Genomic DNA, 26,802 nt, shown 5'->3' on the forward strand with positions numbered 1-26,802 from the left:
TCTCCAGATTCAGCCCAGCGCCTGGCTGGTCAATGCGAATGTTTTCAGTTTTTTGTCGACGGGGATTTCGGCTTCGGCCCGCCGCATGGCGATGCCGCCGCCAACATGGCCAAGGCCGTGTTCGGCAAGCCAGGGGCCAAGGCCCGTAACGGCGGTGGTATCGACGCGCAGGAATGCGCCGGGGCGCTCGGAAAGCACGAAGGCGATCAAATCGCGTGCAGTTTCGGCATTTTCCGCCACAACCGGGCCGATGACTTCGCCACGGCCAAACGTGCGCAGCGCCGCAAAACCCTTGATGACGCCCTGTTGTCGCACGACCGCAAAACGTGCCCTATCTGCAAGTTCGGCAAAGAGTGCTGTGCGGTCCGCGCCAAAAGCCTGCGCATCAAGTGCTGCAAGCTCGGCTGGAACAACGATTTCCGCCCAAGTCACACCGGCCGGCTTATCGATCGCAACTGGGATACCCTGATGCTGGAGTACCTCGCCGCAGGCGGCGAACCCCAGCTTCTCGTAAAGCGGAAGACCATCGGCGGTGGCGGTCAGGCGGCATTCGCGATTTTCGGCGGCGTCGAGGGCTGCATTCATCAACTGGCGCCCGAGACCCCGGCCGCGCATCACCTCGTCCACGATCACCATATTAACGGTGGCGCAGGTGTCTCCCAGAAGTGTTGCCATCGCCGTTCCGACGACCCGGCCGCTCTCCAGAGCGACGAAACCCTTGCTGAGTGAAAGGACAAGCGCCCAGTCTTCTTTGCGGTGCGGCCAGCTGGCCTGCCGGGAAAGCTCAACGGCGGCGTCGAGGTGATGAGGCTCGAAATTCTGGATATCGATCAGGCTGGATTGCATGGCCCACTCCGTTTGTTCTTCTCGTTCATTGATAAACCGGCGGCCAAAGAACATTGTCCCGACGAATGGCAAGGTTCGATATGTTTCGCTGTTGCTTTTACCCGCCGCCGCATCTTATGCCGCGTGTCCTTCGCCACTGCCGGGCAAAAGGGAGGGCGGCGTGGAATGGCCGGATGGGCGCACGCAACTCTGTGCCAATCTCGTGGTCGGATACGCAACAATCTGCTTTCGCGACCGGCAATTGCGGTGCGCCGGTCCGGCAAAGGCTTTCTATAATCCTGATATCACGGCCACTTTCGATCCCCAGCAAAGGATGACGACGACATGACCATCTTCCGCCCGAAATACATCACGTTCGATTGCCACGGTACGCTGATCCACTTCCAGATGGCCGAAGCTGCCCGCGATCTCTATGGTGATCGTCTGGATGAGGCCGAGATGCAGGAATTCATCAAGGACTTCTCTGCCTATCGCCTGGACGAGGTCATGCATGACTGGAAGCCTTACGCCGAAGTCGTGCATAACGCCCTGTCGCGCACCTGCAAGCGCAACGGTGTGGCCTTCAAGGACGAAGATGCGGCAATGGTTTATGAGCGCGTTCCTACCTGGGGTCCGCATGCGGACGTTCCGGCCGGTCTCTCCAAGGTCGCCAAGGAAATTCCGCTGGTCATCCTGTCCAACGCCATGAATTCGCAGATCATGTCGAATGTGGCAAAGCTCGGCGCGCCGTTCCATGCCGTCTATACGGCCGAACAGGCACAGGCCTACAAGCCGCATTTCAAGGCTTTCGAATATATGTTCGACATGCTCGGCTGCGGCCCGGAGGATATTCTGCACGTCTCGTCCTCCTTCCGCTACGACCTGATGTCTGCCCATGATCTCGGCATCAAGAACAAGGTCTGGGTCAATCGCGGCCACGAACCGGCAAATCCCTATTATGGTTACACGGAAATCTCCGATATTTCCGGTCTTGCGGGCGTCGTCGGACTGTAAGGAAAGGATCGGATCATGAAGCTCGTCTCCTATTGGCATGACACGGCGCCCCTGTTTGCGAGGGCGGCGCAAGGTCCTGTCGAAGGCCACTATGATGTGGCCGTCATCGGTGGCGGCTTTACGGGTCTGGGCGCTGCGCGCCAGCTCGCAAAAGCTGGCGCGCGCGTCGTCGTTCTGGAGGGGCAGCGCGTTGGCTGGGGCGCTTCCGGCCGCAATGGCGGGCACCTCAACAATGGCCTTGCCCACTCCTACCTCTCCGCCAAGGCGGAACTCGGCAAGGAGCGCGCCATCGCCATCTATAAGGCGCTGGACGATTCGATCGATACGCTGGAGGCGCTGATCGCCGAGGAGGGGATCGATTGTAATTTCCGCCGTGCCGGCAAGCTGAAAATGGCGTCGAAACCGCAGCATTTCGAAGGGCTGGCGAAGAATTTCGAGGCTGTTCATGCCGAGGTCGATCCCGATACGGCGCTTCTGTCGGTTGACGATCTCAAGGCGGAAATAGGCTCTCCCTTTTATGGCGCCATGCTGTCCAAGAAGAGCGCCATGATGCATATGGGCCGCTATGTGGCCGGCCTTGCACAAGCCGCCAGCCGCCATGGCGCAGTGATCTTCGAAAATGCGGCGGTGACGAAACACATCCAGAACGGCAAGATCCACGAATTGGAAACCACGCGTGGCACGGTGACTGCCGATAATGTGCTTGTCGCGACCGGGGCTTACACGCCCTCCGGCTTCAGCTATTTCCGCCGCCGCATCATCGCAGTCGGCAGTTTCATTATCGCCACGCGGCCGCTGACGGATGCCGAAGTGCAGGCGTCTGTTCCGGGCAACCGGACCTACGTCAACACCATGAATATCGGCAATTATTTCCGGCTTGCGCCGGATAACCGACTGATCTTCGGCGGCCGCGCGCGCTTTTCCGCCACATCGGACCAGCGTTCTGATGCCAAGAGCGGTGCGATCTTGACGGAAAGCCTGCACCGCATATTCCCGCAGCTTGCCCATGTGCCGATCGATTATTGCTGGGGCGGATTGGTCGACATGACCAAGGACCGTTATCCGCGCGCCGGTTTTCAGGATGGCGTCTGGTACGCCATGGGTTATTCCGGCCACGGCGCGCAGCTTTCCACCCATCTCGGCATGACGATGGCCGACGCCATTCTTGGCCGCCCGGACACCAACCCGCTGAAGGGGCTGGACTGGCCCGCCGTTCCCGGCCATTTCGGCAAGCCCTGGTTTCTGCCGCTCGTCGGGCTTTATTATAAGATGCTCGACAAGTTCCAGTAATTCAAAGCGGCCTCCGGGCCGCTTTTTTGTTGCATGGGTACAAAAAAGAAGGGCCGCAGAGCGGCCCTTTAGGCGGGGAGAAAGAAACAGTCGTCAGGCAAGTCCACCAATGTGGAACGTCTTTATTTCCAGATATTCCTCGATACCGGCCTGCGCGCCTTCGCGGCCGAGGCCGGATTGCTTGACGCCACCGAAAGGTGCGACCTCGGTGGAGATCGCGCCGGTGTTGAGGCCGACCATGCCGAATTCCAGCGCTTCGCCCACGCGCCAGGCGCGTTTGAGGCTTTCGGTATAGAAATAGGCGGCAAGACCGAAGGGCGTGCCGTTGGCTATGGCGATTGCCTCTTCTTCCGTCTCGAAGCGGAAGAGCGGGGCCACCGGCCCGAAGGTCTCTTCGCTCGCCAGACGCATCTTGGTCGTGGCGCCCGTCAGCACCACGGGTGCGGTATATTGCGGACCTTCCGGCAGATCATGCGCCTTGGTGATGATCTTGGCACCCTTGGAAACGGCGTCGTCGATATGCGCACGGATTTTGGCGATTGCCGGCTCGTTGATCATCGGGCCGATGGAAACACCGGCCTCCGTTCCGGGGCCGACCCGCATGGCGTCAACGCGGGCAGCGAGTTTTTTCGCAAACGCGTCATAAACGCTCGCCTGAACGAGAATGCGGTTGGCGCAGACGCAGGTCTGGCCGCCGTTGCGGAATTTCGAAACGAGCGCGCCTTCAATGGCGAGATCCAGATCGGCATCCTCAAAAACGATGAATGGCGCGTTGCCGCCGAGTTCCAGAGACAGCCGTTTCACGCTGTCGGCCGCACCACGCATCAGAAGTGAGCCGACACGGGTGGAGCCGGTGAAGGAGATCTTCCGCACCGTCTCGTTGGCCATGATCTCGTTGCCGATATCCGTCGGCATGCCGGTGACGATGTTGATGACGCCTGAGGGAATGCCGGCCCGTTCGGCGAGAACGCCGAGCGCCAGCGCCGAATAGGGTGTGAATTCCGAAGGCTTGATGACGACGGTGCAGCCGGCCGCAAGGGCTGGTGCGACCTTGCGGGTAATCATTGCGTTTGGGAAATTCCACGGCGTGATGATGCCGCAGATGCCGACAGGCTCCTTCAGCACCACAATGCGGCGATCCGGCGTCGGGGAGGGGATGGTGCCGCCGCTGATGCGCCGGGCCTCTTCCGCAAACCATTTGACGAAGGACGCGCCATAGCGGATTTCGCCCTTGGCTTCTTCGAGCGGTTTGCCCTGTTCGGTGGTGAGGATCAGGCTGAGATCATCGATATGCTCGATCATCAGCGCGAACCATTTTTCGAGAAGTGCCGCCCGTTCGGCGTGGGTCTTTTTCTTCCACGGCCCGAAGGCGGCATTGGCGGCTTCGATCGCCGCGCGGGTTTCACCGCCATCCATATCCGGCACGGTGCCAATAACCGCCTGCGTTGCCGGGTCGATCACGTCGACTGTCTTGCCCGTTGCCGCCGCTTGCCATGCGCCGCCGATCAAACCCGTCTGGCGAAAGAGTTCCTTGTCCTTCAAGCCCTGCATCATGTTCCTCCAAAATCAGTCGAGTGCTGCGAGAATTGCAGCGGTTATGGTGTCCGTCTTGTCCTTGCCCGGTACCGTGCCGATACCCCTGCCGGTCGCTGTTTCCAGTGCCGTCATGATCTTCGCGGCCGCGTCGGTCTCGCCAAGATGCTCAAACATCATCGCGCCGGACCAGATGGCGGCGATGGGGTTGGCGATGCCGAGATGGGCGATATCCGGGGCGGACCCATGCACCGGTTCGAACATGGACGGGGCGGAGCGATCGGGATTGATATTGGCGGAGGCGGCAAAGCCGAGACCACCCTGAATGGCAGCGCCGAGATCGGTCAGAATATCGCCGAAGAGATTGGAGGCGACCACGACATCGAGGCTTTCCGGCGCCATGACCATGCGTGCCGCCATGGCATCGATATGATAGCTCGAAACCTCGACGTCAGGATATTCATCAGCGAGCTTCTGCGTCACCTCGTCCCAGAACACCATCGAGTATTTCTGGGCGTTCGACTTGGTGACCGAAGCCAGCTTGCCACGGCGCTTCTGCGCCTGCTCGAAGCCAAAGCGCAAAATGCGTTCCACGCCCTTGCGGGTGAAGATGGAGGTTTCGACAGCAACCTCGTCCCCGGTGCCCTGGTGTACACGTCCGCCCGCGCCGGAATATTCGCCTTCGGTATTTTCGCGGATGCAGAGGATGTCGAAACCATCGGACTTGAGTGGCCCTTGCACACCCGGCAGAAGCCGGTGCGGACGGATATTGGCGTATTGCACGAAAGCCTTGCGGATCGGCAGCAGCAGGCCGTGCAGCGAGACCGAATCCGGCACCTCCGCCGGCCAGCCGACCGCGCCGAGCATGACGGCATCGAAACCGCGCAGGGTTTCAATGCCGTCTTTCGGCATCATCGCGCCCGTTTCCTTGTAGAAGGCGCAGGACCACGGAAATTCCGTTCCTTCAAGCGCAAAATTGGAACTTTTTGCTGCGGCATTGAGAACCTGCCATGCCGCCTCCGTCACGCTGCGGCCGATGCCGTCTCCGGGAATGAGTGCGATGCGATGCGTTTTCAAGATGTTTCCCCTGTTACAGTCCGATAAGGACGCTTTTGCTCTTGCGGTTGGCAAGATAGCCTCGGGCCCGAGATCTTTGCCAGTGCCGGAGCGCTTGTAGCCGCCGCGCGGCCTTGGCGGTTTGCACGGCCTCATCGACCAGCGTCGCATCCGCTTTCGGGCAGCCGGCATATTCGACGCCGTCCGAAGGGCGATGCATGTCGATGCCATTTTTAGCCGGGATCAGCCGGTCGCCGATGAAATGGCCGATCGGGAGAGATAAGCTGTCTGGATCGAAGCTGAGCGTCATGTGGAATCCTCTTTGGATATGCCTCAACGCTACCCCTTGATGGCAAGCAGTATTGACCGACTGCGGTGGGGTAATGAACGAAAATCCTGTTTTGCAGGCTGCCCACAGCGCAATCTTCGGCGGACATAAGTCGCTTACTGGGAACTGCTGCATTTCGTCCGGGGTGCAAATCCCGGCCGAAAAATATTCGGGGATGACACCCATGCAGGCACGGGTCCAGCATCCGATTGCCGGCCGGCGGTTTTTCGCAAAAACGCCTGTCCACCGGCCGGAATGCCAAGAATTTGGCTTAACAAATCACCCCGTGACCGTAACGTAGATCTTGCGCACGGTTTCGATGGTCTTCCAGACGCCGACAAAGCCGGGTTTCATGACGAAGCTGTCGCCCGCCGTGTAACGCAGCGGCGCACCGCCTTCCGGCGTGATCTCGATGACGCCTTCGAGAATGTGGCAAAACTCGAATGTTTCGCCCTTGATAGAGCGGCTTTCGCCGGGGGTCGCTTCCCAGATGCCGGTGTGGACGGTGCCGTCGCGGGCTTCATCCAGCGGCCACGTCTTGAACGACGGATCACCGGCGATAAGACGTTCAGGCAAGGCCTTGGAGGCTTTCGGTTCAAAGGTGGGTTTGGTGTCGATTGTCTTGAGGAGAGGCATGGATGTCCTTTCTTGGAGCGGTGTAATCAATATCCACGGCCGCGGTCGACGAGGCCGAGCGGTTCGAGACCGGATTGGTATCGTTTGATATTTTCGACAATGGTGCGGGCGGCGGAATGGGGCTGGGTGACGCTGGCGATGTGCGGTGTCAGGAGAATTTTCGGGTGCGTCCAGAAATTGTGGTCTTCCGGTAGGGGTTCCGGATCGGTGACGTCGATCATGGCGCCTGAAAGCCTGCCGCTGTCCAGCGCGTCGATGAGGGCGTCATGGTCAAGCTGTTTGCCACGCCCGGTGTGGACCAGGGCGGCACCCTCGGGAAGCATCCCGAGGCGCCCGGCATTCAGAAGCCCCGTGGTCTCGTCGGTCAACGGCAGCAGGCAGACGAGAATATCGCTGGTAGAGAGGATGGCGGCCAGCCCCTCTTCGCCATGGTGGCAGATGACGCCTTCGATCTGGCGCGGTGAGCGGCTCCAGCCGGAGAGCGGAAAACCGAAAGGTTTCAGCCGCTCCAGCGCCGCAACGCCCAGCATGCCGAGGCCGAGAACGCCCACCCGGCACTCTTCCGCCTGACGCTGGCCCGACAGGGGCCTCCACAATTGCTGGCGCTGCTGTTTCAAATAGACCGGCAGGTTGCGGTGAAGGGCAAGCACGCCGAGGCAGACATATTCCTGTATCATGCGGATGATGCCCTCATCCACCATGCGCACGACCTTCACCGTCTCGGGGATGGCCTCGATGTGAAACTGGTCGACACCTGCACCGATCGAAAACAGGACTTCGAGATTGCGATACCGGGCGATGTCCTGCGGGACTACCCAGGTGATCAGGTAACGGACCGCGTCCGGATCGACACTGGAAGCATCCATCGAAAACGGCAGATCAGGCAGGTCGGCGGCCAGAGCCTGCCGGAAGATTTCGCCGCGCTTTGCGTCGGAGTTGAAGAGAAACGTCATCTGAAATCCATATTTCCCGAAGGTTTAAACCGTGCAACGGCTGGCGAGTGTTTCCAGCATCGACTGGCAGGCCGAAAGTTCGCCTGCCGTTATGAATTCGTCCGGTTTGTGGGCGCGGCCGATATCCCCCGGCCCGCAGATGATGGCGTCGATGCCCGCAGCCTGAAAAAGCCCCGCTTCCGTGCCGTAGCTGACGGCCGCTAGACAGGCCGTGCCGGTCAATTCCTCCAGAAGCAGAACGAGTGGAGCATCGGCTGGCAAGGAAAGCGCCGGATAATCGCTCATCGGCGTCCATTGGATGTCGACGCCCTTTGCGGCAAGCGCCTCGACGCTGTCGCGAACCGGCTGGAGCAGGGCGAGCGGCGACACGCCGGAAATCGCCCGCGCTTCCAGTTCGATGGCCGAGAAATCGGGGATGATGTTGATCGCCTGACCGCCCTTGACGGTGCCGATCTGCAGCGAGGAATAGGGCGGCTCGAAAGTGGTTTCGAACGGTCCCCGCATCAGCGCATCCGCCGTCTCGACGGCTTTTGCCATGATGCCGGTCATCAGGTGGATGGCGTTCACCCCCTGGTCCGGGCGCGACGAATGGCCGGAGCGGCCACGGATGGCGATGCGCGCGGCGGCCTTGCCCTTATGCGCCCGAACGGCCCGCATATTGCTCGGCTCGCCGATGATCGCGCCTGCCGGCGGAGCGCACAGCTCCGGCAATCGGGCGATCAGATGCGGAACGCCACGGCAGCCCGCCTCTTCGTCATAGGAAAAGGCGATATGCACGGGCCGTTTCAGCGCCAGACGCGAAAATGCCGGTGCGGCGGCCAGAACAGTCGCCAGGAAGCCTTTCATGTCGGTGGTTCCGCGCCCATAGAGACGGTCGTTTTTAGACCGCAGCGAGAAGGGGTCGGAGGACCATTCCGGTTCTCCTGCGGGCACCACATCCATGTGGCCGGACAGAATATAGCCGGCACGATCTGCTGGCCCGAAGGTGGCGAACAGATTGGCGCGGTCACCCTCCGGCCCGGGAAGCAGGGAGACTTTGGCGCCGTGACTTTCCAGATAATCGGCGATCCATCCGGCAATGTCGCCATTGGCGGTTCCGACGATCGACGGGAAACCGACGAGACGCTCAAGGATTTCGATTGCGTTCATGGCCGTCTCCGCTGACCGGATTGTCATCGCGCAAGCTTAGAGTGGCCTGCGGCGTTTATCTGCTGAAATGCGGGTGATTTCGGTAGATTGTTGTGACCTTCCAGTGCTTTCAGAAAATTCGTGCTGGTGTGACCGGCAACCTTCCTCAAAGTCGAATATCGCAATTGACGCCCCGCCACTTGCCCCTTATGTCAGAACGTGACGGTTCCTGAAGCCGAAAGGCAAAGGGATTAATAGGGAACATGGTGCGGGTGATTTAATCGCCCAATGCCGTGGCTGCCCCCGCAACTGTAAGCGGATTGCCGTTCATCCTCGTGACGCCTCAAAGCGTCATGCCACTGTGTCCTTCGGGATGCGGGAAGGCAGATGAACGGCGCATATTCGTGAGCCAGGAGACCTGCCGTCATAATATGAACCATCGTTACGGGCGGGGATGCCCGGAAGAGGAGCTGATTATGACCTTTCCGTCTGCGGAAACGTATTCCGTGTCCCGTTCTCCATCTCCACACATGCCGCCGCTTTGTCGCCACGCGTTTTGACGCGCCTCTGCGGATCACGCCACGTATTCTGACTGGAGAACATATGTTCCATTTCAAACACCTGCCGGTTTCCGCCGGTCTTCTGGCCGTTGCACTCTCGGCCCTGCCTGCCGGAGCCGCTCATGCTGCCGAAACCGTTTATCCGCTGACGATCAAAAGCTGCGGCCACGAGATCACCTTCAAGCAGGCGCCCGCCCGCACCGTTTCCGTCGGCCAGAGCACGACCGAGGTTCTTTATCTGCTCGGCGTCGCCGACAAGGTGGTGGGCACGGCGCTGTGGATCGGCCCGGTTCTGAAGGGTTACGAGGACGCCAACGCCAAGGTGGAGCGGCTGGCCGACAATGATCCGAGCTTCGAGGCGGTGGTCGGCAAGAGGCCGGACCTCGTGACGACGCAGTTCCAGTGGCAGATCGGCCCCGAAGGCGTTGTCGGAACGCCGGCGCAATTCGCCGAACTCGGTATTCCCGTCTATACGTCGCCTGCCGATTGCATGGGCAAGGACAATTCCGGTGGGGGTGACGGCGTGCGCAAATCCGTCTTCACAATGGATCTGATCTACCAGGAAATCCGCGACCTCGCCCAGATATTCAACGTTCAGGATCGCGGCGAGGAAGTCGTCGCCGACCTGAAGAAACGCGAGGAAGCCGCCCGCGCCAAGATCGCCTCGGCGAATGGCAAGCTTTCGGCCGTCTTCTGGTTCTCCAGCGCTGAACTCGATATCGACCCTTACGTGGCGGGACGCAATGGCGCGCCCGGCTACATCATGTCCGCGCTCGGGTTGAAGAATGTCATTGAGAGCGATGAGGAATGGCCGACCGTTGGTTGGGAAACCATCGCCAAGGCCAATCCATCGGTGATCGTTGCCGGCAAGATGGACCGCCGCCGTTTCCCCGCCGATGATGTTGCCGTCAAGCTTAAGTTTCTCGCCACCGATCCGGTTGCCAGCATCATGCCCGCCGTCAAGGAGGCTCATGTCTTCGAAATGGACGCGCAGGCGATGAACCCGACCATCCGCACGATCGAGGGCATCGAAACGCTGGCCGAGGCGATTTCCACTGCCGGCTTCGCCAAGTGAACGGTTTTTCCGTCAATCTTGGCAGGGCGGGTCTGGCTTTTGCTGCACTCGCCCTGCTGCTCGTCGCGCTGATGGCCGGTGCGGCCATCGGCGAGACCGCAATTCCGTTCGATGTGGTGGCGAAAACCATCGCCAATCGTGTGTTTCATGCGGGTTATCCGCTGGAGCCGCTCGATGAGGGCATCGTCTGGAGTTACCGCCTCAGCCGCGCCGTTGTCGCCGCCTGCTGCGGCGCATCGCTGGCGCTGGCCGGTGCTGTGCTGCAATCGCTTTTGCGCAATCCACTCGCCGATCCCTATATTCTCGGCATTTCCGCAGGCGCCTCCACCGGCGCAGTCGCCGTGGCGCTTCTGGGCTTCGGCGCAGGGTTTCTGACGATGCCGGCGGGCGCCCTGATCGGGGCTTTCGTTGCGTTTTCGCTGGTCAGCCTTCTGGCGGTGCGGGCAGGGCACGGCAACAGCGCCATCATTCTGGCGGGGGTGGCTGGTTCGCAGCTGTTCAACGCCATGACGTCGTTCGTCGTTACCAAATCCGCCAATGCCGAACAGGCGCGGGGCATCATGTTCTGGCTTCTGGGCAATCTTTCGGGCGTGCGCTGGCCGGATGTCTGGCTGGCCCTGCCGGTCAGTCTTGCAGGGCTTGCGGTGTGTCTCTGGTATGCCCGTGCGCTCGATGCCTTCGCTTTTGGCGGGCAGGCGGCGGCGTCGCTCGGCATCCCGGTGCGCTGGGTCTATGCGGTGCTGATCTCGGTTTCGGCGATCATGACGGCGGTCATGGTGTCGCTGGTCGGCTCCATCGGCTTCGTTGGCCTCGTCATTCCGCATGCGGCGCGCATCTTCGTTGGCGTTCGCCACGGCATGCTGCTGCCGGTGACGGCCCTCACAGGTGCGGTTTTCATGATCGTGGCGGATATTTTGTCGCGCATCGTCATTCCGGGCCAGGTTTTGCCGATCGGTGTCATCACCGCTTTGGTCGGTGCGCCCGCCTTCGCCTTCATTCTCGGGCAGAAAAGAGGCCGGTCATGAGATTGTCCGCCCATGATCTGCATTTCCATGCCGGCACTCTCGACATCGTGCGCGGGGTTTCGCTGGAGGTCGCCTCCGGTGAATTTCTCGGCATCATCGGGCCGAACGGTTCCGGCAAAAGCACGCTGCTTTCCATGCTGGCCGGCATTCGCAAGCCGCGCCGGGGTCATGTCACGCTTGGTGAGGAGCCGCTTGTCTCATTCGGGCGGCGGGAACTTGCCCGCAGGCTCGCCTTCGTGGAGCAGCAGGCTGAAACCACTGAGCGCATCACCGCCCGGCAGGCCGTGGAACTCGGGCGCACGCCCTATCTCGGCCCGCTGTCCGCCTGGTCGCCAAAAGACGATGCCATCGTCGATGCCGCGCTCGAAAATGTCGACATGGCGGACAAGGCGGATCGCAACTGGCACCACCTTTCAGGCGGCGAACGCCAACGCCTGCACATTGCCCGGGCGCTGGCGCAGCAGCCGCACATCCTGCTGCTGGACGAGCCGACCAACCACCTCGATATCGGCCATCAGATCGGCCTGCTCGATCTGGTGCGCCGGCAGGGCCTGACCGTTGTGGCGGCGCTGCACGATCTCAATCACGCCGCCATGTTCTGCGACCGGGTTGTCATCATCCATCGGGGCGAATTGATCGCAGTCGGCCCACCGCGCGAGGTTTTGACCTCTGCGACGATAGCCGCCGTTTTCGGCGTGCAATCCGTCGTCACCACGGACGAGGGCGGCTTTTCCCATATTCGTTTTCTGCCTGCCCACGGGACGGTCGACCACGCAAAGAAAGTGCTGGCACGATGATCACGTTGAAAATGCTTGAAAATCTTCGCTTTGGCGCCCTTCCGGATGCAAAATCGTTTTACGCTTTTGCCGGAATCGCCCTCGCGACGGCTGCGGGTTTTCCCTTTCACGCGACGGCCGAAACCTTCGAAGTGAAGATGCTGAACCGGGGCGGAAAAGGTCCGATGGTGTTCGAACCCGATTTTCTGGAGATCGCCCCCGGCGACCGCGTGCGCTTCGTGCCGACCCACAAGAGCCACAATGCCGCGACTATCGACGGCATGATTCCTGAAGGTGCTGAAGGGTTCAAAAGCCGGATCAACGACGAATTCGAGACCGGTTTCGAACGACCGGGCTTTTACGGTATAAAATGCTCACCGCATTACGGCATGGGCATGGTGATGCTGATCAAGGTGGGGGAGGCGAGCTTGCCGCAGAGTTACAAATCGATCGACGTGCCCGGCCGCGCCAAACCCCGGCTTGATGATCTCTTCGAGCGGATGGAAAAATGAGCTCCTGTGCGGAGTTCTCGTCATCCGTCATGCCGGACTCGATCCGGCATCCAGCCACGGCGCGTCTGCGCCGTGAGTAGAGTCTTTTGCGATCAAGGACTTGATCGCACTGGACCCCGGATCAGGTCCGGGGTGACGAAGGGTTGAACGGCCTTCAGCCCTTGCCGGAAGTATCCGGCTTCACCGCACAAACCGCATAGCGGTGCTGAAGGCCGCGCAAAATACCCTTCAGCAGGCTGAAGTTTTTCGACTGGGCGCGATGAATGGCCTGAAGTTCCTGATCGATCGCGACGGGTTCGAAGCCGGTTTCGCGCAACAGCGCCGCGACATCGCCGGCCCTTGCACCTTTCGAAAAATAGACCCGTGAAAGAATGCTGCTGAAGGTGTTGGCCGGGTCCGCCGGCTTGTGCGGCTGGTCCGGTTTCACGAGGCCGATGCTTTCCAGACCGGTCGCCAGCTTCTTGACCAGTTTTTCACGCCAGCCGGTGTTGACGAAATCACCATCGACGATCAGCAGGCGTCCGCCCGGTTTCAGCACGCGGAACCATTCGGCAAAGCTTGCCTGCGGGTCCACCAGCGTCCAGACCAGATGGCGCGTGATGATGACGTCGGCGCTTTCGTCCGGCTCCATCGTGCTTTCGGCATCGCCGACGAAAAAGCGGATATTGCGCCCGCGCGCTTTCGCCTTCGCCCTTGCAAGCTCCAGCATGGTTTCCGACCAGTCCATGCCGGTGACCTGAAAACCGAGATCGTCCATCAGATGCGAGATGACGCCGGTGCCGCTCGCCAGATCGAGCGCCTTGCGGCCTTCGCCCTGGCCCAGATGCTTCAACACCAGCGCATGCCAGGCCGCGCGCTCTTCTTCCGAAAAAATCTCGTGTCCGGGAGAAAGGTCGAAGGTCGCGGCGCGACCGGACCAATAGGCTTTGATTTCGTCTCTCAGGCTGTCGTTTTTACCATACTGGATAGTGTCGATCATTGTTCTTCAGCTCATGTACCGGTCAGTTAAGAATGGCTCTAAAACATAAATCTTGACTAGTACAGTCAGAAAATAATACAGCCGCGACAGTCAACACTGGAGAGCAATATCCGATGCGCATCTCAGCCAAATTCGCGGCACTTGCCCTTGGCCTTCTCGTATCCGCCGCCTGGCCGGCATTCGCCGAAAAGGTAACCGTCAAGGACGTGACAGGCCGCGATGTCGAGGTCAACGTTCCCGTTTCGCACGTCATTCTGGGCGAGGGACGCCAGATTTACTTCCTGGCCGCGCTCGACAAGGAAAATCCTTTCCAGCACGTGGTAGGCTGGCGCGACGATCTGGCGAAGGCCGATCCGGAAACCTATGACGCCTATCTCGCCAAATACCCTGAGATCGCCAAGCTGCCGACCTTCGGCGGCATGAAGGACGGCACCTTCGACATCGAGCAGGCCATCGCGCTGAAACCCGATGTCATTTTGATGAACATCGACGCGAAGACGGCGACGCAGGAAGCCGGCTATGTCGAAAAGCTCGAAAAGGTCGGCATTCCCCTGGTCTATGTCGACTTCCGTGAAAAGCCGATGGAAAACACCGAGCCGAGCATGCGCCTGATGGGCAAGCTGACGGGCAAGGAAAAGCTCGCCGAGGACTTCATCAAGTTCCGCGCGGATTCCATCGCCCGCGTTACCGATACGCTCGCCAAGGCCAACCCGAAGAAGCCGGTGGTCTTTATTGAACGCGCCGGCGGTTATTCCGACGATTGCTGCATGTCCTTCGGCAACGAGAATTTCGGCAAGATGGTGGAGCTTGCCGGCGGCATCAACATGGCGAAAGATATCATTCCCGGCACGTTCGGCAATGTTAATCCCGAGCAGATCATCGCCTCCAATCCGGAGCAGATCATCATCACCGGCGGCAACTGGAACGGCTATGTTCCTGGCGGCAACTGGGTCGGTGTCGGTTATGGCGCGGATATCAAGGAAGCCCATCGCAAGCTCGAAAACCTGACCAAGCGTCCGGCCTTTACGGGCGTGCAGGCGGTGAAGGACGGCAATGTTCATGCCATCTGGCACCAGTTCTACAACAATCCCTATCAGTTCGTCGCCATCCAGGAAATCGCCAAGTGGCTGCATCCGGATCTCTTTAAGGATCTTGACCCCGAGGCGACCTTCAAGGAATTGCATGCCCGCTTCCTGCCGCTCGATTACAAGCCCGGTTACTTCGTATCGCTGAAGGACGCCAAGTAAGACGTAGACGGTGAAGAGGAGCGCCGTCTGATCGATGGATGAAGCCGCAGCCATGCGGCTTCATCATTTTCTTTTGGAACTCAATGAGGACTTCTCATGCGGCTCAACGCCCTCAGGCATTTTGCGGTGCTGGCTTTTTCTCTTCTCGCCGTGCCTGTTTTGGCAGCGGAGATCACCGACGTTGCCGGACGCAAGGTGGAGCTGGATCTGCCTGCCAAACGTGTCATCGTCGGCGAGGCGCGCCAGATTCACGTCATCGCGGCCCTGAAAGGCGACCGGACCTTCGAAAACATCGTCGGCTGGCGCGACGATCTTCTCAAGAAGGATCCAGACAGCTACGCCGCCTATGTCGAGCGTTTTCCGCAGATCGAAAAACTGCCGCGCTTCGGTTATGTGCCGCAGGGCGATTTCAGCCTGGAAACGGCGATCACCCTTTCGCCTGATGTGATCACCCTCAATCTGGAAGCGGAAAAATCCGCCAAAGAAAGCGGTTTCGAAGAAAAGGCTTCCGCCGCCGGCATCAAGATCGTCTATCTCGATTTCCGCCTCGATCCCGAGAAGAACAGCGAAGCCTCGATTGAAATTCTCGGGAAAATGTTCGGCGCCGAAGAACGCGCTAGGGAATTCATCGCTTATCGCCGCACCGAGATCGCCCGCGTGACCGACCGGCTCGCCAGCGTCAAGGACCTTACGCGTCCGAACGTCTTCATCGAGCGCGCGCCCGGCATTTCCGGCGAAGACAATTGCTGCCGCACCTTCGGCCCCGTCAATTTCGGCGCGATGGTCGATCTGGCCGGCGGCCACAATATTGCCGACGGTATCATCAAGACGACGTTCGGCGATCTCAATCCCGAACAGCTCGTCGTTTCCGATCCCGACCATGTCATCGTCACCGGCTCGAACTGGGCGGCGGAATCCGACATCAACCAGTTCGTTCCCGTAGGGCGTGGAGCCGATATGGCTCTTTCCCGAAAGCGGCTGGCAAACCTGATGAAGCGCACGCCGTTTCCTGAACTGAAGGCCGTCAAAAAAGGCGATGTCCACGCCGTCTGGCACCAGTTCTACGGTGCGCCTTACGAGTTTTTCCCCATCCAGCAATTCGCCAAGTGGTTCCATCCCGACCTCTTTACCGATCTCGATCCGGAAAAGAATTTTGAGGAATTTCACCGGAAGTTTCTCCCCGTTACCTACAGACCGGGCTATTTCGCCTCCCTCGAAAAAGGTTCGAATGAATGACTTCGTTGAATGAAAGCGCCGTCGGCGTGAGCGGGCGCGATCAATATCGCGCCCTTGCCGCCCGCAGGATCGTTATTCTTTTCGGGCTGTTCATCGCCCTTTGTTTCAGCATGGCCGCCGACATGGCGCTTGGCCCGGCGCGCTACACGCTTTCGCAAGTTCTGGCGACCATTGCCGATCCGGCTGCTGCCGCAAACCAGCTTCGGGTGGTGATCTGGGATATCCGCATGCCGATCGCTCTGATGGCGGTCACTGTCGGTGCGTCGCTTTCGGTTGCTGGCGCACAGATGCAGACCATCCTGTCCAACCCTCTCGCCAGCCCGTTTACGCTCGGCATTTCGGCCGCTGCCAGTTTCGGTGCGGCGCTGGCCCTTGTCGGCGGCGTGGCAATCTTTCCGGGTGCCGTGCAATATATGGTGCCGATCAACGCCTTCATCATGGCCATGGTCGCTGCCCTGTTCATCCATTTCGCCTCGACGATGCGCGGCGTCACCGTCGAGACCATCGTCCTGCTCGGCATCGCGCTGGTGTTCACCTTCAATGCGGCATTGTCGCTGCTCGAATATCTTGCGTCCGAACAGGCGCTTGCCGCCGTCGTCTTCTGGACCATGGGCAGCCTGACGAAGGCGACCTGGGAAAAGGTCTATGTTACCGGCGGCATTCTTCTCGTCACCGTGCCGATCTTCATGCGCAGCGCCTGGGCGCTGACAGCCCTTCGGCTGGGCGACGACAAGGCGGCCAGCATGGGCATCAATGTGCGCCGGCTCAGGTTGCAGACCATGTTGACCGTCAGCCTTCTGGCCGCCATTCCGGTTTCCTTCGTCGGCACCATCGGTTTCGTCGGGCTTGTCGGCCCGCATATCGCCCGCATGGTGGTGGGCGAGGACCAGCGGTTCTTCCTGCCCGGTTCGATAATCTGCGGGGCGCTGCTTTTATCGGCAACCTCGGTTATCAGCAAGATACTCATTCCCGGCGCTATTCTGCCGATCGGGGTCATCACGGCGCTGGTTGGCGTACCCTTCTTTTTCGCGCTTATTTTCGGCAACAGGAGACGCGCATGGTAGCGCTCGCACTGAAGGATGTCGGCGCCGCCTACGGGCGCACCACCGTTCTTTCCAAGGTCGGCATCGATACGCTGGAAGGCGGCAGCGTAACGGCTGTCATCGGCCCCAACGCCGCTGGAAAATCCACGCTTTTCAAGCGCATCGCCAGCCTGATCTCGGGTCCCGGACTGGTCGAACTGTCGGATACGGCGCGCGGCAACCGCGCCATCTGCTACATGCCGCAGGACACCGGCGCCAACGCGGTGCTGACGGTTTACGAATCCGTGCTGCTTTCCGCCAAGCAGGGCGGCGGCGGCTGGCGTGTTCACGACGATGAACTGTTCGAGATCGATGCCATTCTCAAGGCATTGAAAATTCACGATCTCGCCTTTCGGGGACTTGGCGAATTGTCGGGCGGGCAGCGGCAGCTGGTGTCGCTGGCGCAGGCCTTGGCGCGCAAGCCCGAAGTGCTTTTGATGGACGAACCGACATCTGCGCTCGATCTTCACCGGCAGATCGAGGTTCTGGGCTTCGTCACCGATCTTGCACAGAAGACCGGCATGATCGTGCTGATCGCCTTGCATGACCTCAATCACGCGCTTCGTTATTGTGAGAATACGATGGTGATCGCGCGTGGCGAAATGGTGGTGAGCGGCAGCACCGAGGCGGTGATAACCTCCGCCATGCTGCGCGATATCTATCGCATCGACGCGCGTATCGAACCCTGTTCGCAGGGCCGGCCGATGGTGATCGTCGACGGGGCTATCTGACGCGATCAAGACCCGGCGGCAACGCTTGCCGGGTCTGCGTGTCTCCGGCTGTTGCACGATCCGCGCCTGCATAAATTCTTGATGATAATAGTCATGAAATATCTGTTCGATCCGCGGTTTGGGTGCTAGAGGTTTGAGCAGCAAAACTGCGCTGCCATTCGGGGCTTGCAGTTCGTTGATCCTTGAAATTTCTCTCGGTTGAGACATGGGCATACGGGAAGATGACAGGCGTTATAACGCTTACGTCACGCATAGGATCGACCTGATCAGATACGCCACCCTCATTTTAGGGTCGCGTGCGGATGCGGAAGACGTGGTTCAGGAAGCGTTCCTGAAATTCGTTCCCGAAGGCTCCGGCAATCCCTCCAACCTGAAATCTTATCTTTTCCGCATCGTTCGCAACCTCGCCCTCGACAATCGTCGGCGCAACCGGCAGGACCTGCGGGAGCGGCCGGACGACACTCCCTTCTGGGGTGTGCCGCAGGACCACGGCACGCCCGAGGAACATGCGCTGTTTTGCGATGAAGTCCGGCAGATGCAGATTATCTTGGCCGCCCTGCCGGTTCAGGCGCGGGTGGCATTGGAAATGCATAGATTCGGCGGTTACAATATGGAAGAGATCGCTCGTCACCTCGGTGTGTCCGTGGCCAGCGCTCACCGTCTGATTAAGGGTAGCATTGCCGCGATTACTAAAGAAATGCAGTAAAATAGCCTTTATTGTCCCATCCTGTGAAAAAAACTTCTTCATCAAACGTCTTTATAGTAACGCGCAAGACGAGGCGGCTCCTCCGCCCAGTCAAAGGAACTGGCCCGGCTCAATGACCATTGATCCCGATAAAAAAATAGAATTGCCGACGGGCAAGGCGGAAGAAGCGGCTGACTGGCTGATCCGGCTGCAGGCGGGTGCTTCGGAACAGCGGGTGAAGGCGGAGTTCGACCAGTGGCTTGCAGCCTCGCCGGCAAACCGTCTGGCCTGGGAGCGGACGTGCAAGACATGGCGAAACCTCGGTCTGGTGGAGCCTGCTCTCAAGAGCCTCTGGGAAGATGCGCCGCATTTGCCTGGCAAGGCCACACAACAGGCATCGCGGCGGCGCTGGTCCGCGCGGCATTATGCCGGCATGGCCGTGGCGGCGGCGTCTCTCTGTCTTGCCGTGCTGTTCGTACCTGCGCTTTTCGTCCGTATCGAAGCCGAGTATCAGACCAGCACCGCCGAAAACCGCACCATAACCCTCGAAGACGGTAGCCGGGTGCAGCTTGCCGCTGCGAGCGCGCTTTCCACCGATTTTGCCAATGGCCGTCGCAGCGTCAGGGTGCTGAAGGGCGAAGCCTTTTTCGATGTCGTGCCGGACAGCGGCCGACCCTTTGTCGTGGAGGCGAAAAACGTGACCGTTAAGGTGCTGGGCACGGCTTTCGATGTCGATCTGACAGATGGCGTGACGCAGGTCGCGCTTGCGCACGGTTCGGTGGAAGCCTCCTTCCGCAATGCGCCGCCAGCGCGGCTTGTTCCGGGCGAGATATTGGTTGTCGACGCCTCCGGCGCCATCCGGAAAGAGAGCGTCGCCGTCGAGGATATCGGCGGCTGGCGCAACGGCGAGCTTTACGTGGTGGATGCGACGATTGGCTCGGTCGTGGAGCAAATCCAGCGTTATCATCCCGCATGGCTGACGATGGCGGACAAGACGCTTGCCGAGCAGCGCGTGACGGGCTTTTACAACCTTCGCGATCCGGACCGCGCGCTGGAAGCACTGGTGGAGCCCTATCACGGCAAGGTGCATGCGATTGCCGGCACCGCCCGCATCATCACCCGCTTCTGAATCAATAAATCTATTTATTTTCAGTAGCTTATAAAATTTCTTCCGAAACCATGAAAAAAAGCGTCGAGGCAATCGTCTTTTTGTTGAGTAATCCGGTCAAGATATATCCGGAACGAAAGACAGGAAGACGAAAGCAGTATGCGCCTCCAGACACGTAAGACCGGTTCAGGGAAAAAAGCGGCACAGCAGGCACGTATCACCGTGTTGCTGGCGACGACGGCGGCCGTCGTTTCAATTTCGACGCCGGTTTTTGCGCAGAGCGGGCCGAATGCCGCAAATGGTCAGCGACCGGCTGGCGAGCATGGCGCGACGCGGCCTTTTAACATTCCCGCCCAATCGCTATCGTCCGTTGTCGGCGCTTTCGGGCGGCAATCCGGTCTCCAGATCACGCTTGCCACGCCATCGGCCGGCAATGTGCGCACCAATGCCGTCACCGGCAGTTTCACGGTGCGGGAGGCGCTGGCGCGACTTCTGGCGGGCACGGGCGTAAATTTCCGGATCGCCGGTAACGGCACGACCGTCATCATCGGCACCGGGCAGGAGGCCGCTGTCGATCTTTCCGGGGCGGAAGGCACCACGGTTCTTGAAACCATCACCTTGACCGGTAAAAGCGGGCGCAATGCCGCCGCCGGCTCCGGTTACCAGGGCACGCCCGACTGGGTTTACGAAACCCCCGCCAGCGTCAGCGTTGTCAGCCGCGAGGCGATCCAGTCCGCCGGCGTGCGCAACACGCGCGATGTCTTCAACCGCGTCTCCGGCGTTTATGCCGGTGAAGGCAATGGCAGCTTCCCGACCGTTTCGCCCAATGTACGCGGCTTGCAGGAAAGCGGCCGCGTGGTCGTCTCCATCGACGGCGCGCGGCAGAATGCGCAGCGTGGTTTTGGCACCGGCGGCGCTTCAATTTATTCTGCCAATAATGGTCAGGCCTATGTGGATGTCGCCTTCATTCGCGCGGTCGAAGTCGAAAAAATGACCAACGCCACCTCCGGCAATGCCGGTTCGCTGGGCGGCAAGGTCGAGTTCCGCACCGTCAGCGCTGCCGATCTGATCCCCGAGGGTGCGAACAAGGGCGGAGAGGTGAATGTCTCTCGGGGCACCAATGGTTACGATTTTCAGGGTTCGGTTCTGGCCGCCATTCGCGAGCCGGAAGGTCCTCTTTCCTTTGTCGCCGGTTACAGCCGCACGATCATGGATGAATATAAGATCGGAACCAAAGGCGAGGCCCGAAGCACCGCGTTGACGATGAAAGACCTGCTCGGCCGGGACGGCTGGTCAACCTTTTTCAAGGGCGAAGGTGACTTTGGTGATGTGCGGACGTCACTGTCATGGCTGCATCAGCAGAACGATTTCGTTCAGGGCGCTGCCGAGGTGATCGACCGGGAAAGGGTGCGTAACGACAGCGTCGTCGCGAAGCTGGACTGGGACCCGGAAAGCGAACTCATCGACTTCAAGTCGTCGCTGTGGCTGAACGACAATATGACGCACGAGTTGCGTGCCGATCGCAGGCCACTTGGCGTGAGTAGCGCCGGATATGCTGCCGAAACGAATCTTGACATGGGCCTGCGCAGCTTTGGTGGCAGTCTGGAAAATACCAGCCGTTTCGATACGAAAGCGGGTGCGTTTAGTTTGAATTATGGCGCGGAAGCTTTTCGGGATATTGCCTCGTCGAGTGCTACCAGTTCCACTATTAGCCAGAACCCCTCTTACGCCAGCAGCTACACGGCTTTCAGCCCTGCGGGGCGGCGTGATGTCGCCAGCCTGTTCCTCAACGGCGAGTTGGAGCCGGCGGATTGGATCACGATAAGCGGTGGGGTGCGTTACGACTGGTCGCGCCTGAAGGGATCTGCGACTTATTACAGCACCCGCAACTATCAGGTGGACACTTCGATCGCTTGCGATCCGGTCCGCAACCACTACACGCCCCTCGACTATTTCAATCGGGTCTTCCTTCCCGCCAACCCGAGCTGGGCCGCGCGCTACGCGCTCTACTTGGCGCGCGCCTGGCCCAATGCCTCGGCCGGCTGTATGCCTGGCACCGGTACGACCACGCCACCTCGAACAGTTACCGAGTACCCCTCGCATGATGTCGATATCGATCGCTCCTACAGCGCTTGGTTGCCCTCCGCTACAATCGAGCTGAAACCCGTCGACTGGTTCCGTCCCTATGTGAGCTATTCCCAGAGCCTTCGCCCACCGACAATTCTCGAGGCCTTGTTCGCTGGCGCGCGTCCGGGTGACAGCCCCGGATACGAATACGCTCCAAACGAAGCTTTGCGGGCTGAAAAGGCGACAACCTATGAAATCGGCGCGAATATGAGCTTCGACGGCGTGCTGCTGGACCACGATTCCGTCCGCATCAAAATGGCCGCCTTTCGCCGCGAGGTGAAGGATTATATCGCCCTCGGTTATCTCGTTACGGATCAGGTCTCGGACCGCACCTATACCAGCTTCGTCAATCTGGACGGCACGACTGACATGCGCGGGCTTGAATTCGAGGGCAATTACGATGCCCGCAGCTTCTGGATCGGCGGCTCGGCGACACTGCTGAAGACAGACTGGCCAGACAAAACACAGGTTTTCTCCAACGGCACGACCACCACAAGCGGTGAGATCGTCGCATGGCCCGGCGATGTCGCGCCCAAGGTAAAGCTCACGCTCGATGGCGGCATGCGTTTCTTCGACGAAAAATTCTCGCTAGGCGCGCGGCTGAACCATGTCACGCCCACACAGTCGCGCACACTCGATACGGAGGGCAATCTGCGCGAGGTGACAGATCCTTACACGACGGTGGATCTCTACGGTTCCTATGCCTTCAATGAAAAGGCGACGCTTCGGCTCGCCGTTAACAATCTGACGGACCGCAAATATATCCCGGCAGCAAGTGCCTATACGGCGCCGGGCCGCACCTTTATCGCGACGATGAACGTGAAGTTCTGAGATGCGGAAGAAATTCTCCGGGCCGGGGTTGCAGCCCGTCCCGGAGATAAAACGCCTTCGTCACATGACCAAGGTATCTGTATTGGCCAGCAAAGGAGTACACCTATGGCTACCACAATTCAACTGACGCAGTCTTCCTCCGACCTGATCGGCTACCTCAACGGTTGGACGAGCGGTTTCGGTTCGACCTATGGTGCGTTCTACGACGCTCAGACCAGCTCGCTTGCAACGACGACCATCGATCCGAACACGACTTACGAGGCGTGGGGCGATGGCAGTACCGGCGGCAAGGGCATCGTCATGAGCGGCGCTCTGCAGTACTCCCAGGGCAACCTGACGGGTTCGGTCGACAGCATCGTTCTCGGCACCGGCTACAGCCAGTCCACAAGCGGCATCGCCGTCAGCCAGCAGGAACTGCTGATCGACCCCGACAGCGCCTACTCGCTGGCCGGCGCGCGCGATCTTCTCGATCTCGCCGTGTACCAGCTTGCCCGTTTCGGTTCGCTTGCCGGCTTTTATGATTACTTCGCAGCTACCGGCACGGTGATCGAGGATACTGCGTCCTCCAACACATTGACGGGTTTTGCCGGCGCGGACACGTTCGTATTCTCCGGCGGCAGCGATGTTGTGAGTGCCGGCCCGACCGGAACTTACGGCTATCAGGATGGTACGGATACGCTGGATGTCTCCGCTTGGGGCGCAACTTCGGTGGACGATTTGTTGTGGTATAATGATAACGGCAATGCCGTTATCCTTTCGGCAACGGACACGTCCGTATCCATCACTCTTAACGGAGTAGATTCCAGCGTACTCGACGCATCGGACTTCATTTTCGCCAGTGCATCGGCGCTTGCCGCGTAAAGGAAAATCAGGCTGTGGGCTTTCAAAACCACCAGCAGACACCGCCGCAGTCCCTCACTGCGGCGGTTGTTTCGCCCCTTAAAAGCACGTTTTTCGGTGTGGCCCTCGTCAGCGGCGTGGTCAACATTCTGGCACTCACCTCGCCGCTTTTCATGCTTCAGGTCTATGACCGGGTGCTGGCCAGCGGCAGTCTACCGACGCTGATCGGGCTCGCTCTTCTCGCGCTTGGCCTCTATGGCTTCCAGTGCCTGCTCGATATCATCCGCGCGCGGGTTCTGATCCGCATCGGCGAAGATTTCGACATGCGTTACTCCGGCAAGGTGCATGATGCCGTGGTGCGCCTGCCGCTCGTCAACCGCATGCCGGGTGATGGGTTGCAGCCGTTGCGCGATCTCGACAATGTGCGCGGCTTTCTATCCGGTACGGGGCCGACCGCCTTTTTCGACCTGCCGTGGATGCCGCTCTATCTCGGCATATGTTTTCTGTTTCATTTCTGGATCGGTGTGACGGCGCTTGCCGGCGCCATCCTGCTCATATCGCTTACGATTTTGACCAATATCTTCTCGCAGAAGCCGATCCGCGACACCATGGTCGAAAACATGGCCCGCAACCGGCAGCTGGAAGCCTCGCGCCGCAATGCCGAGGTCGTGCAGGCCATGGGGCTTGGAGGTCGGCTCGGCAGACGCTGGCAGGTTTCCAACGAGGCCTATCTTGCCGCCAATCGCAAGGCGAGCGACGTAGCCGGCGGTCTCGGCAATATCGCAAAATACCTGCGGATCGTGCTGCAATCGGCCATTCTCGCGGTCGGTGCATGGCTGGTCATCCAGCAGGAGGCCTCGGGCGGCGTGATGATTGCGAGCTCCATCATGATGGGCCGGGCGTTGGCGCCCGTCGATCTCGCCATCTCCAACTGGAAATCCTTCGTGGCGGCCCGGCAGAGCTGGGTAAGGCTGAGGGAGCTTTTCGCGCAGATGCCGGCCACAGCCTCGGCCATGGCCCTGCCGAAGCCTGAAAAGGAACTCCGGGTCGAGAACGTCACCATCGTTCCGCCGGGAGAGCGAAAACCGACCGTCGCGGGACTTGGTTTCGTCATGATCGCCGGGAGCGCGCTTGGCGTCATCGGCCCTTCCGGTTCCGGCAAATCCACCCTTTCGCGTATTCTCACCGGAGCCTGGACGCCCGCAGCCGGCAAGGTGCGGCTCGACGGTGCGAGCTTCGATCAATGGGATCGCGAGACGGTCGGCCGTCACATCGGTTATCTGCCACAGGGCGTGGAGCTGTTCGACGGCACGATCGGCGAGAACATTTGCCGTTTCGAGGACGATCCCGATCCCGAGGCCATCATCGCCGCGGCGAAAGCCGCCGGTGCGCATGAACTGATCCTGCGTTTCGAAAAGGGCTACGACAGCGATATCGGTGAGGCGGGTTCCGCGCTTTCGGCCGGGCAGCGCCAGCGTATCGGTCTTGCCCGCGCGCTTTATGGCGATCCCTTCATCGTGGTGCTGGACGAGCCGAACGCCAATCTCGATGCGGAAGGCGAGGCGGCCGTCGTCAGGGCAATCGCCTCGGTCAAGGCGCGCATGGGCATTGCCGTCGTCGTCGCCCATCGGCCAAGCGCGATCGGTGCCGTCGATTTCATTTTGATGATGGAGGAGGGGCGGATGAAAGCTTTCGGTCCACGCGACGAAGTGCTGTCGAAAGTGCTGCGCGCGCCGAACGGGCAGGTAGCCAAGGGATTTGCCGCTTCCGCCCAAACGATTTCGCCGCTGCGCGTTGTCGCCAATACCAATCCCCAGGCGGTAGTGCTGAAAGACGGCCGGGAAGAGGTGAGCCAGGAAGGAGATACGGATGTCAAAAATTGATCAGCGCAGCCATGTGTCCCGTTCCATCCGCAAACATCTTTTTGCCGGCCTTGCCGCAAGCGTTGCGCTGCTGGCCGGTGTCGGCGGATGGGCCGCAACGACCAACCTTGCCGGTGCGGTCGTCGCATCCGGTCATCTGGTGGTGGATTCCTATACCAAGAAAGTGCAGCATCCGAGCGGCGGCGTTGTTGGCGAAATTCTGGTGAACGAAGGCGACAAGGTGAAGGCCGGCGATGTCCTCATGCGTCTCGACGCGACCCAGACCCGCGCCAATCTCGCCATTGTGACCAAACGGCTGGACGAGCTGAGCGCGCGCATGGCAAGGCTGGAGGCCGAGCGGGACGATCTGTCGGAACTCGTCTTTCCGCCGGCGCTCATGGTGCGCAAGGATCATCCCGATGTCGCCTCCGCCATGCGCAGCGAAACAAAGCTGTTCGAATTCCGCAAGTCCTATCGCGAGGGGCGGAAAGCGCAGCTTGCCGAACGCATCATGCAGTTCGAACATGAAATCGAAGGGTTGAAGGCGCAGGAAATCGCCTATGACAACGGGCTTGCGGTCTTGCAGAACGAAATCATTTCGCAGAAATCGCTGCGGGAACAGGGTGTCGTGTCCGTGCAGCGGCTGAACAGCCTGCAGACCCAGGCCGCGACGTTTGGCGGCGAGCGCGGTGAAAAAATCGCCTATCAGGCGCAGACTGCGGGCCGGATCACCGAAACGAAACTGCAGATCCTGCAGATCGATCAGGAACTGCGCACCGAGGTCGGGCGCGAACTGCGCGAGATACAGGCGCAGACAGGCGAATATGTCGAGCGGCAGGTGGCCGCCGAGGACCAGCTGAAACGCATCGATATCGTCGCGCCACAATCCGGTATGGTGCATGAAATGGCGGTGCATACCGTGGGCGGTGTGGTAACTCCGGCGGATCCGATCATGCTCATCGTGCCGGAAGGTGACGAACTGGCGCTGGAGGTGCAGATCGTGCCGAAGGACATCGACCAGTTACAGGTGGGGCAAAAAGCCATGCTGCGCATGACCGCGTTCAATCAGCGCGTCACGCCCGAACTGGAAGGCCATGTCAGTCGCATCGCGGCGGATATCACCACCGATCAAAGGACCGGTCTCTCCTATTATCTGGCACGGATCACCATGCCGGTTTCCGAGCGGAAAAAGCTGAACAATGCGCCGCTGGTGCCGGGCATGCCCGCTGAGGCATTCATCCAGACCAGCGAGCGTACCGCTCTGTCCTATATCGCCAAGCCGCTGACGGACCAGATCAACCGCGCCTTCCGGGAGGAATAGGTCTCGGGCGGGGCGCCGGCTCTTCCGATCGGTTGTTCGGGG

Annotated in this window: 23 protein-coding genes, 1 pseudogene and 1 riboswitch; of the genes and pseudogenes, 16 read left to right on the forward strand and 8 right to left on the reverse strand. The window is 60.1% G+C overall.

The features are described from left to right. Positions 1–9: 9 nt before the first annotated feature. On the reverse strand, positions 10–846 hold the full coding sequence (locus RS75_RS04065; protein ID WP_045017873.1) for a GNAT family N-acetyltransferase: 837 nt from the start codon (positions 844–846) through the stop codon (positions 10–12). Positions 847–1,170: 324 nt separating this feature from the next. On the opposite strand from RS75_RS04065, the gene RS75_RS04070 reads away from it, so the two are divergent. Together RS75_RS04070 and RS75_RS04075 are read left to right on the forward strand one after the other, a co-directional pair. Continuing rightward, entirely contained in the window at positions 1,171–1,839 is a 669-nt protein-coding gene (locus tag RS75_RS04070) for a haloacid dehalogenase type II (protein ID WP_045017605.1), read from the forward strand. A 15-nt stretch (positions 1,840–1,854) separates the two neighbouring features. After that, the gene (locus tag RS75_RS04075; RefSeq protein ID WP_045017607.1) at positions 1,855–3,129 is read left to right on the forward strand and encodes an NAD(P)/FAD-dependent oxidoreductase; all 1,275 of its coding nucleotides are present in this window, start codon (positions 1,855–1,857) and stop codon (positions 3,127–3,129) included. Positions 3,130–3,222: 93 nt separating this feature from the next. Here the strand turns inward: RS75_RS04075 and RS75_RS04080 are convergent, their stop codons facing one another. The 6 genes and pseudogenes from RS75_RS04080 to argE form a co-directional block, all read right to left on the reverse strand. After that, positions 3,223–4,680 carry an NAD-dependent succinate-semialdehyde dehydrogenase gene (locus RS75_RS04080; protein ID WP_045017875.1) on the reverse strand — a complete coding sequence of 486 codons (1,458 nt, stop codon included), beginning with the start codon at positions 4,678–4,680 and terminating at the stop codon, positions 3,223–3,225. A 15-nt stretch (positions 4,681–4,695) separates the two neighbouring features. After that, positions 4,696–5,739 carry a tartrate dehydrogenase gene (locus tag RS75_RS04085; RefSeq protein WP_045017608.1) on the reverse strand — a complete coding sequence of 348 codons (1,044 nt, stop codon included), beginning with the start codon at positions 5,737–5,739 and terminating at the stop codon, positions 4,696–4,698. A 106-nt stretch (positions 5,740–5,845) separates the two neighbouring features. Next, a pseudogene (locus RS75_RS04090) lies at positions 5,846–6,028 on the reverse strand (aldehyde dehydrogenase family protein); the annotation flags it as partial. 297 nt (positions 6,029–6,325) lie between these two features. Continuing rightward, positions 6,326–6,682 carry a cupin domain-containing protein gene (locus RS75_RS04095; RefSeq protein WP_045017612.1) on the reverse strand — a complete coding sequence of 119 codons (357 nt, stop codon included), beginning with the start codon at positions 6,680–6,682 and terminating at the stop codon, positions 6,326–6,328. Between the two features lie 26 nt (positions 6,683–6,708). Continuing rightward, the gene (locus RS75_RS04100) at positions 6,709–7,635 is read right to left on the reverse strand and encodes a 2-hydroxyacid dehydrogenase (protein ID WP_045017614.1); all 927 of its coding nucleotides are present in this window, start codon (positions 7,633–7,635) and stop codon (positions 6,709–6,711) included. A gap of 24 nt (positions 7,636–7,659) precedes the next feature. Further along, a complete protein-coding gene (gene argE, locus RS75_RS04105; protein WP_045017616.1) occupies positions 7,660–8,784 on the reverse strand; it encodes an acetylornithine deacetylase in 1,125 nt (374 codons plus the stop codon). Between the two features lie 185 nt (positions 8,785–8,969). Beyond that, positions 8,970–9,203, forward strand: a riboswitch (cobalamin riboswitch). Positions 9,204–9,366: 163 nt separating this feature from the next. Here argE and RS75_RS04110 point away from each other — a divergent pair. The 4 genes from RS75_RS04110 to RS75_RS04125 are packed head-to-tail and all read left to right on the forward strand — an operon-like array spanning position 9,367 to position 12,711. After that, positions 9,367–10,398, forward strand: a complete 1,032-nt coding sequence (locus RS75_RS04110) for an ABC transporter substrate-binding protein (protein ID WP_045017617.1) — start codon at positions 9,367–9,369, stop codon at positions 10,396–10,398. Beyond that, a complete protein-coding gene (locus tag RS75_RS04115; protein ID WP_045017620.1) occupies positions 10,395–11,423 on the forward strand; it encodes a FecCD family ABC transporter permease in 1,029 nt (342 codons plus the stop codon). The genes RS75_RS04110 and RS75_RS04115 overlap by 4 nt, the downstream gene beginning before the upstream one ends. Beyond that, positions 11,420–12,220, forward strand: a complete 801-nt coding sequence (locus RS75_RS04120) for an ABC transporter ATP-binding protein (RefSeq protein ID WP_045017622.1) — start codon at positions 11,420–11,422, stop codon at positions 12,218–12,220. The genes RS75_RS04115 and RS75_RS04120 overlap by 4 nt, the downstream gene beginning before the upstream one ends. Beyond that, the gene (locus RS75_RS04125; RefSeq protein WP_045017625.1) at positions 12,217–12,711 is read left to right on the forward strand and encodes a pseudoazurin; all 495 of its coding nucleotides are present in this window, start codon (positions 12,217–12,219) and stop codon (positions 12,709–12,711) included. Before RS75_RS04120 ends, RS75_RS04125 begins: the two co-directional genes overlap by 4 nt. A 154-nt stretch (positions 12,712–12,865) precedes the next feature. Here RS75_RS04125 and RS75_RS04130 read toward each other — a convergent pair whose 3' ends face one another. Beyond that, entirely contained in the window at positions 12,866–13,690 is an 825-nt protein-coding gene (locus tag RS75_RS04130; RefSeq protein WP_045017627.1) for a class I SAM-dependent methyltransferase, read from the reverse strand. A 113-nt stretch (positions 13,691–13,803) separates the two neighbouring features. On the opposite strand from RS75_RS04130, the gene RS75_RS04135 reads away from it, so the two are divergent. The 10 genes from RS75_RS04135 to RS75_RS04180 all read left to right on the forward strand — a co-directional run bounded on the left by RS75_RS04135 (position 13,804) and on the right by RS75_RS04180 (position 26,760). After that, entirely contained in the window at positions 13,804–14,937 is a 1,134-nt protein-coding gene (locus tag RS75_RS04135; protein ID WP_045017629.1) for an ABC transporter substrate-binding protein, read from the forward strand. Between the two features lie 96 nt (positions 14,938–15,033). Further along, entirely contained in the window at positions 15,034–16,173 is a 1,140-nt protein-coding gene (locus tag RS75_RS04140; protein ID WP_045017631.1) for an ABC transporter substrate-binding protein, read from the forward strand. Next, a complete protein-coding gene (locus RS75_RS04145; protein ID WP_045017633.1) occupies positions 16,170–17,237 on the forward strand; it encodes a FecCD family ABC transporter permease in 1,068 nt (355 codons plus the stop codon). Before RS75_RS04140 ends, RS75_RS04145 begins: the two co-directional genes overlap by 4 nt. Next, positions 17,231–17,986 (forward strand): ABC transporter ATP-binding protein, encoded by a 756-nt coding sequence (locus tag RS75_RS04150; RefSeq protein ID WP_045017635.1) that lies wholly within the window; start codon positions 17,231–17,233, stop codon positions 17,984–17,986. The genes RS75_RS04145 and RS75_RS04150 overlap by 7 nt, the downstream gene beginning before the upstream one ends. 205 nt (positions 17,987–18,191) lie before the next feature. Continuing rightward, positions 18,192–18,692 (forward strand): RNA polymerase sigma factor, encoded by a 501-nt coding sequence (locus RS75_RS04155; RefSeq protein WP_045017636.1) that lies wholly within the window; start codon positions 18,192–18,194, stop codon positions 18,690–18,692. 112 nt (positions 18,693–18,804) lie between these two features. After that, a complete protein-coding gene (locus tag RS75_RS04160; RefSeq protein ID WP_045017638.1) occupies positions 18,805–19,800 on the forward strand; it encodes a FecR family protein in 996 nt (331 codons plus the stop codon). Positions 19,801–19,938: 138 nt separating this feature from the next. After that, complete coding sequence (locus RS75_RS04165; RefSeq protein WP_045017640.1) at positions 19,939–22,737, forward strand: TonB-dependent receptor; 2,799 nt, start codon at positions 19,939–19,941, stop codon at positions 22,735–22,737. Positions 22,738–22,842: 105 nt separating this feature from the next. After that, positions 22,843–23,598 (forward strand): calcium-binding protein, encoded by a 756-nt coding sequence (locus RS75_RS04170; RefSeq protein WP_045017641.1) that lies wholly within the window; start codon positions 22,843–22,845, stop codon positions 23,596–23,598. Positions 23,599–23,612: 14 nt separating this feature from the next. After that, on the forward strand, positions 23,613–25,460 hold the full coding sequence (locus RS75_RS04175) for a type I secretion system permease/ATPase (RefSeq protein ID WP_045017643.1): 1,848 nt from the start codon (positions 23,613–23,615) through the stop codon (positions 25,458–25,460). Continuing rightward, entirely contained in the window at positions 25,447–26,760 is a 1,314-nt protein-coding gene (locus RS75_RS04180) for an HlyD family type I secretion periplasmic adaptor subunit (protein ID WP_045017645.1), read from the forward strand. Before RS75_RS04175 ends, RS75_RS04180 begins: the two co-directional genes overlap by 14 nt. The last annotated feature ends 42 nt before the right edge of the window (positions 26,761–26,802 follow it).

The organism is Rhizobium nepotum 39/7 (assembly GCF_000949865.1).
GTDB classification, from domain to species: Bacteria; Pseudomonadota; Alphaproteobacteria; order Rhizobiales; family Rhizobiaceae; genus Agrobacterium; species Agrobacterium nepotum.

What these genes read in the sequence shown, in the direction of transcription:
- RS75_RS04065 (WP_045017873.1), bottom strand. Translation starts at nt 846, where the DNA reads ATGCAATCCAGCCTGATCGATATCCAGAATTTCGAGCCTCATCACCTC.
- RS75_RS04070 (WP_045017605.1), top strand. Translation starts at nt 1,171, where the DNA reads ATGACCATCTTCCGCCCGAAATACATCACGTTCGATTGCCACGGTACG.
- RS75_RS04075 (WP_045017607.1), top strand. Translation starts at nt 1,855, where the DNA reads ATGAAGCTCGTCTCCTATTGGCATGACACGGCGCCCCTGTTTGCGAGG.
- RS75_RS04080 (WP_045017875.1), bottom strand. Translation starts at nt 4,680, where the DNA reads ATGCAGGGCTTGAAGGACAAGGAACTCTTTCGCCAGACGGGTTTGATC.
- RS75_RS04095 (WP_045017612.1), bottom strand. Translation starts at nt 6,682, where the DNA reads ATGCCTCTCCTCAAGACAATCGACACCAAACCCACCTTTGAACCGAAA.
- RS75_RS04100 (WP_045017614.1), bottom strand. Translation starts at nt 7,635, where the DNA reads ATGACGTTTCTCTTCAACTCCGACGCAAAGCGCGGCGAAATCTTCCGG.
- argE (WP_045017616.1), bottom strand. Translation starts at nt 8,784, where the DNA reads ATGAACGCAATCGAAATCCTTGAGCGTCTCGTCGGTTTCCCGTCGATC.
- RS75_RS04110 (WP_045017617.1), top strand. Translation starts at nt 9,367, where the DNA reads ATGTTCCATTTCAAACACCTGCCGGTTTCCGCCGGTCTTCTGGCCGTT.
- RS75_RS04120 (WP_045017622.1), top strand. Translation starts at nt 11,420, where the DNA reads ATGAGATTGTCCGCCCATGATCTGCATTTCCATGCCGGCACTCTCGAC.
- RS75_RS04125 (WP_045017625.1), top strand. Translation starts at nt 12,217, where the DNA reads ATGATCACGTTGAAAATGCTTGAAAATCTTCGCTTTGGCGCCCTTCCG.
- RS75_RS04130 (WP_045017627.1), bottom strand. Translation starts at nt 13,690, where the DNA reads ATGATCGACACTATCCAGTATGGTAAAAACGACAGCCTGAGAGACGAA.
- RS75_RS04135 (WP_045017629.1), top strand. Translation starts at nt 13,804, where the DNA reads ATGCGCATCTCAGCCAAATTCGCGGCACTTGCCCTTGGCCTTCTCGTA.
- RS75_RS04140 (WP_045017631.1), top strand. Translation starts at nt 15,034, where the DNA reads ATGCGGCTCAACGCCCTCAGGCATTTTGCGGTGCTGGCTTTTTCTCTT.
- RS75_RS04145 (WP_045017633.1), top strand. Translation starts at nt 16,170, where the DNA reads ATGACTTCGTTGAATGAAAGCGCCGTCGGCGTGAGCGGGCGCGATCAA.
- RS75_RS04150 (WP_045017635.1), top strand. Translation starts at nt 17,231, where the DNA reads ATGGTAGCGCTCGCACTGAAGGATGTCGGCGCCGCCTACGGGCGCACC.
- RS75_RS04155 (WP_045017636.1), top strand. Translation starts at nt 18,192, where the DNA reads ATGGGCATACGGGAAGATGACAGGCGTTATAACGCTTACGTCACGCAT.
- RS75_RS04160 (WP_045017638.1), top strand. Translation starts at nt 18,805, where the DNA reads ATGACCATTGATCCCGATAAAAAAATAGAATTGCCGACGGGCAAGGCG.
- RS75_RS04165 (WP_045017640.1), top strand. Translation starts at nt 19,939, where the DNA reads ATGCGCCTCCAGACACGTAAGACCGGTTCAGGGAAAAAAGCGGCACAG.
- RS75_RS04170 (WP_045017641.1), top strand. Translation starts at nt 22,843, where the DNA reads ATGGCTACCACAATTCAACTGACGCAGTCTTCCTCCGACCTGATCGGC.
- RS75_RS04180 (WP_045017645.1), top strand. Translation starts at nt 25,447, where the DNA reads ATGTCAAAAATTGATCAGCGCAGCCATGTGTCCCGTTCCATCCGCAAA.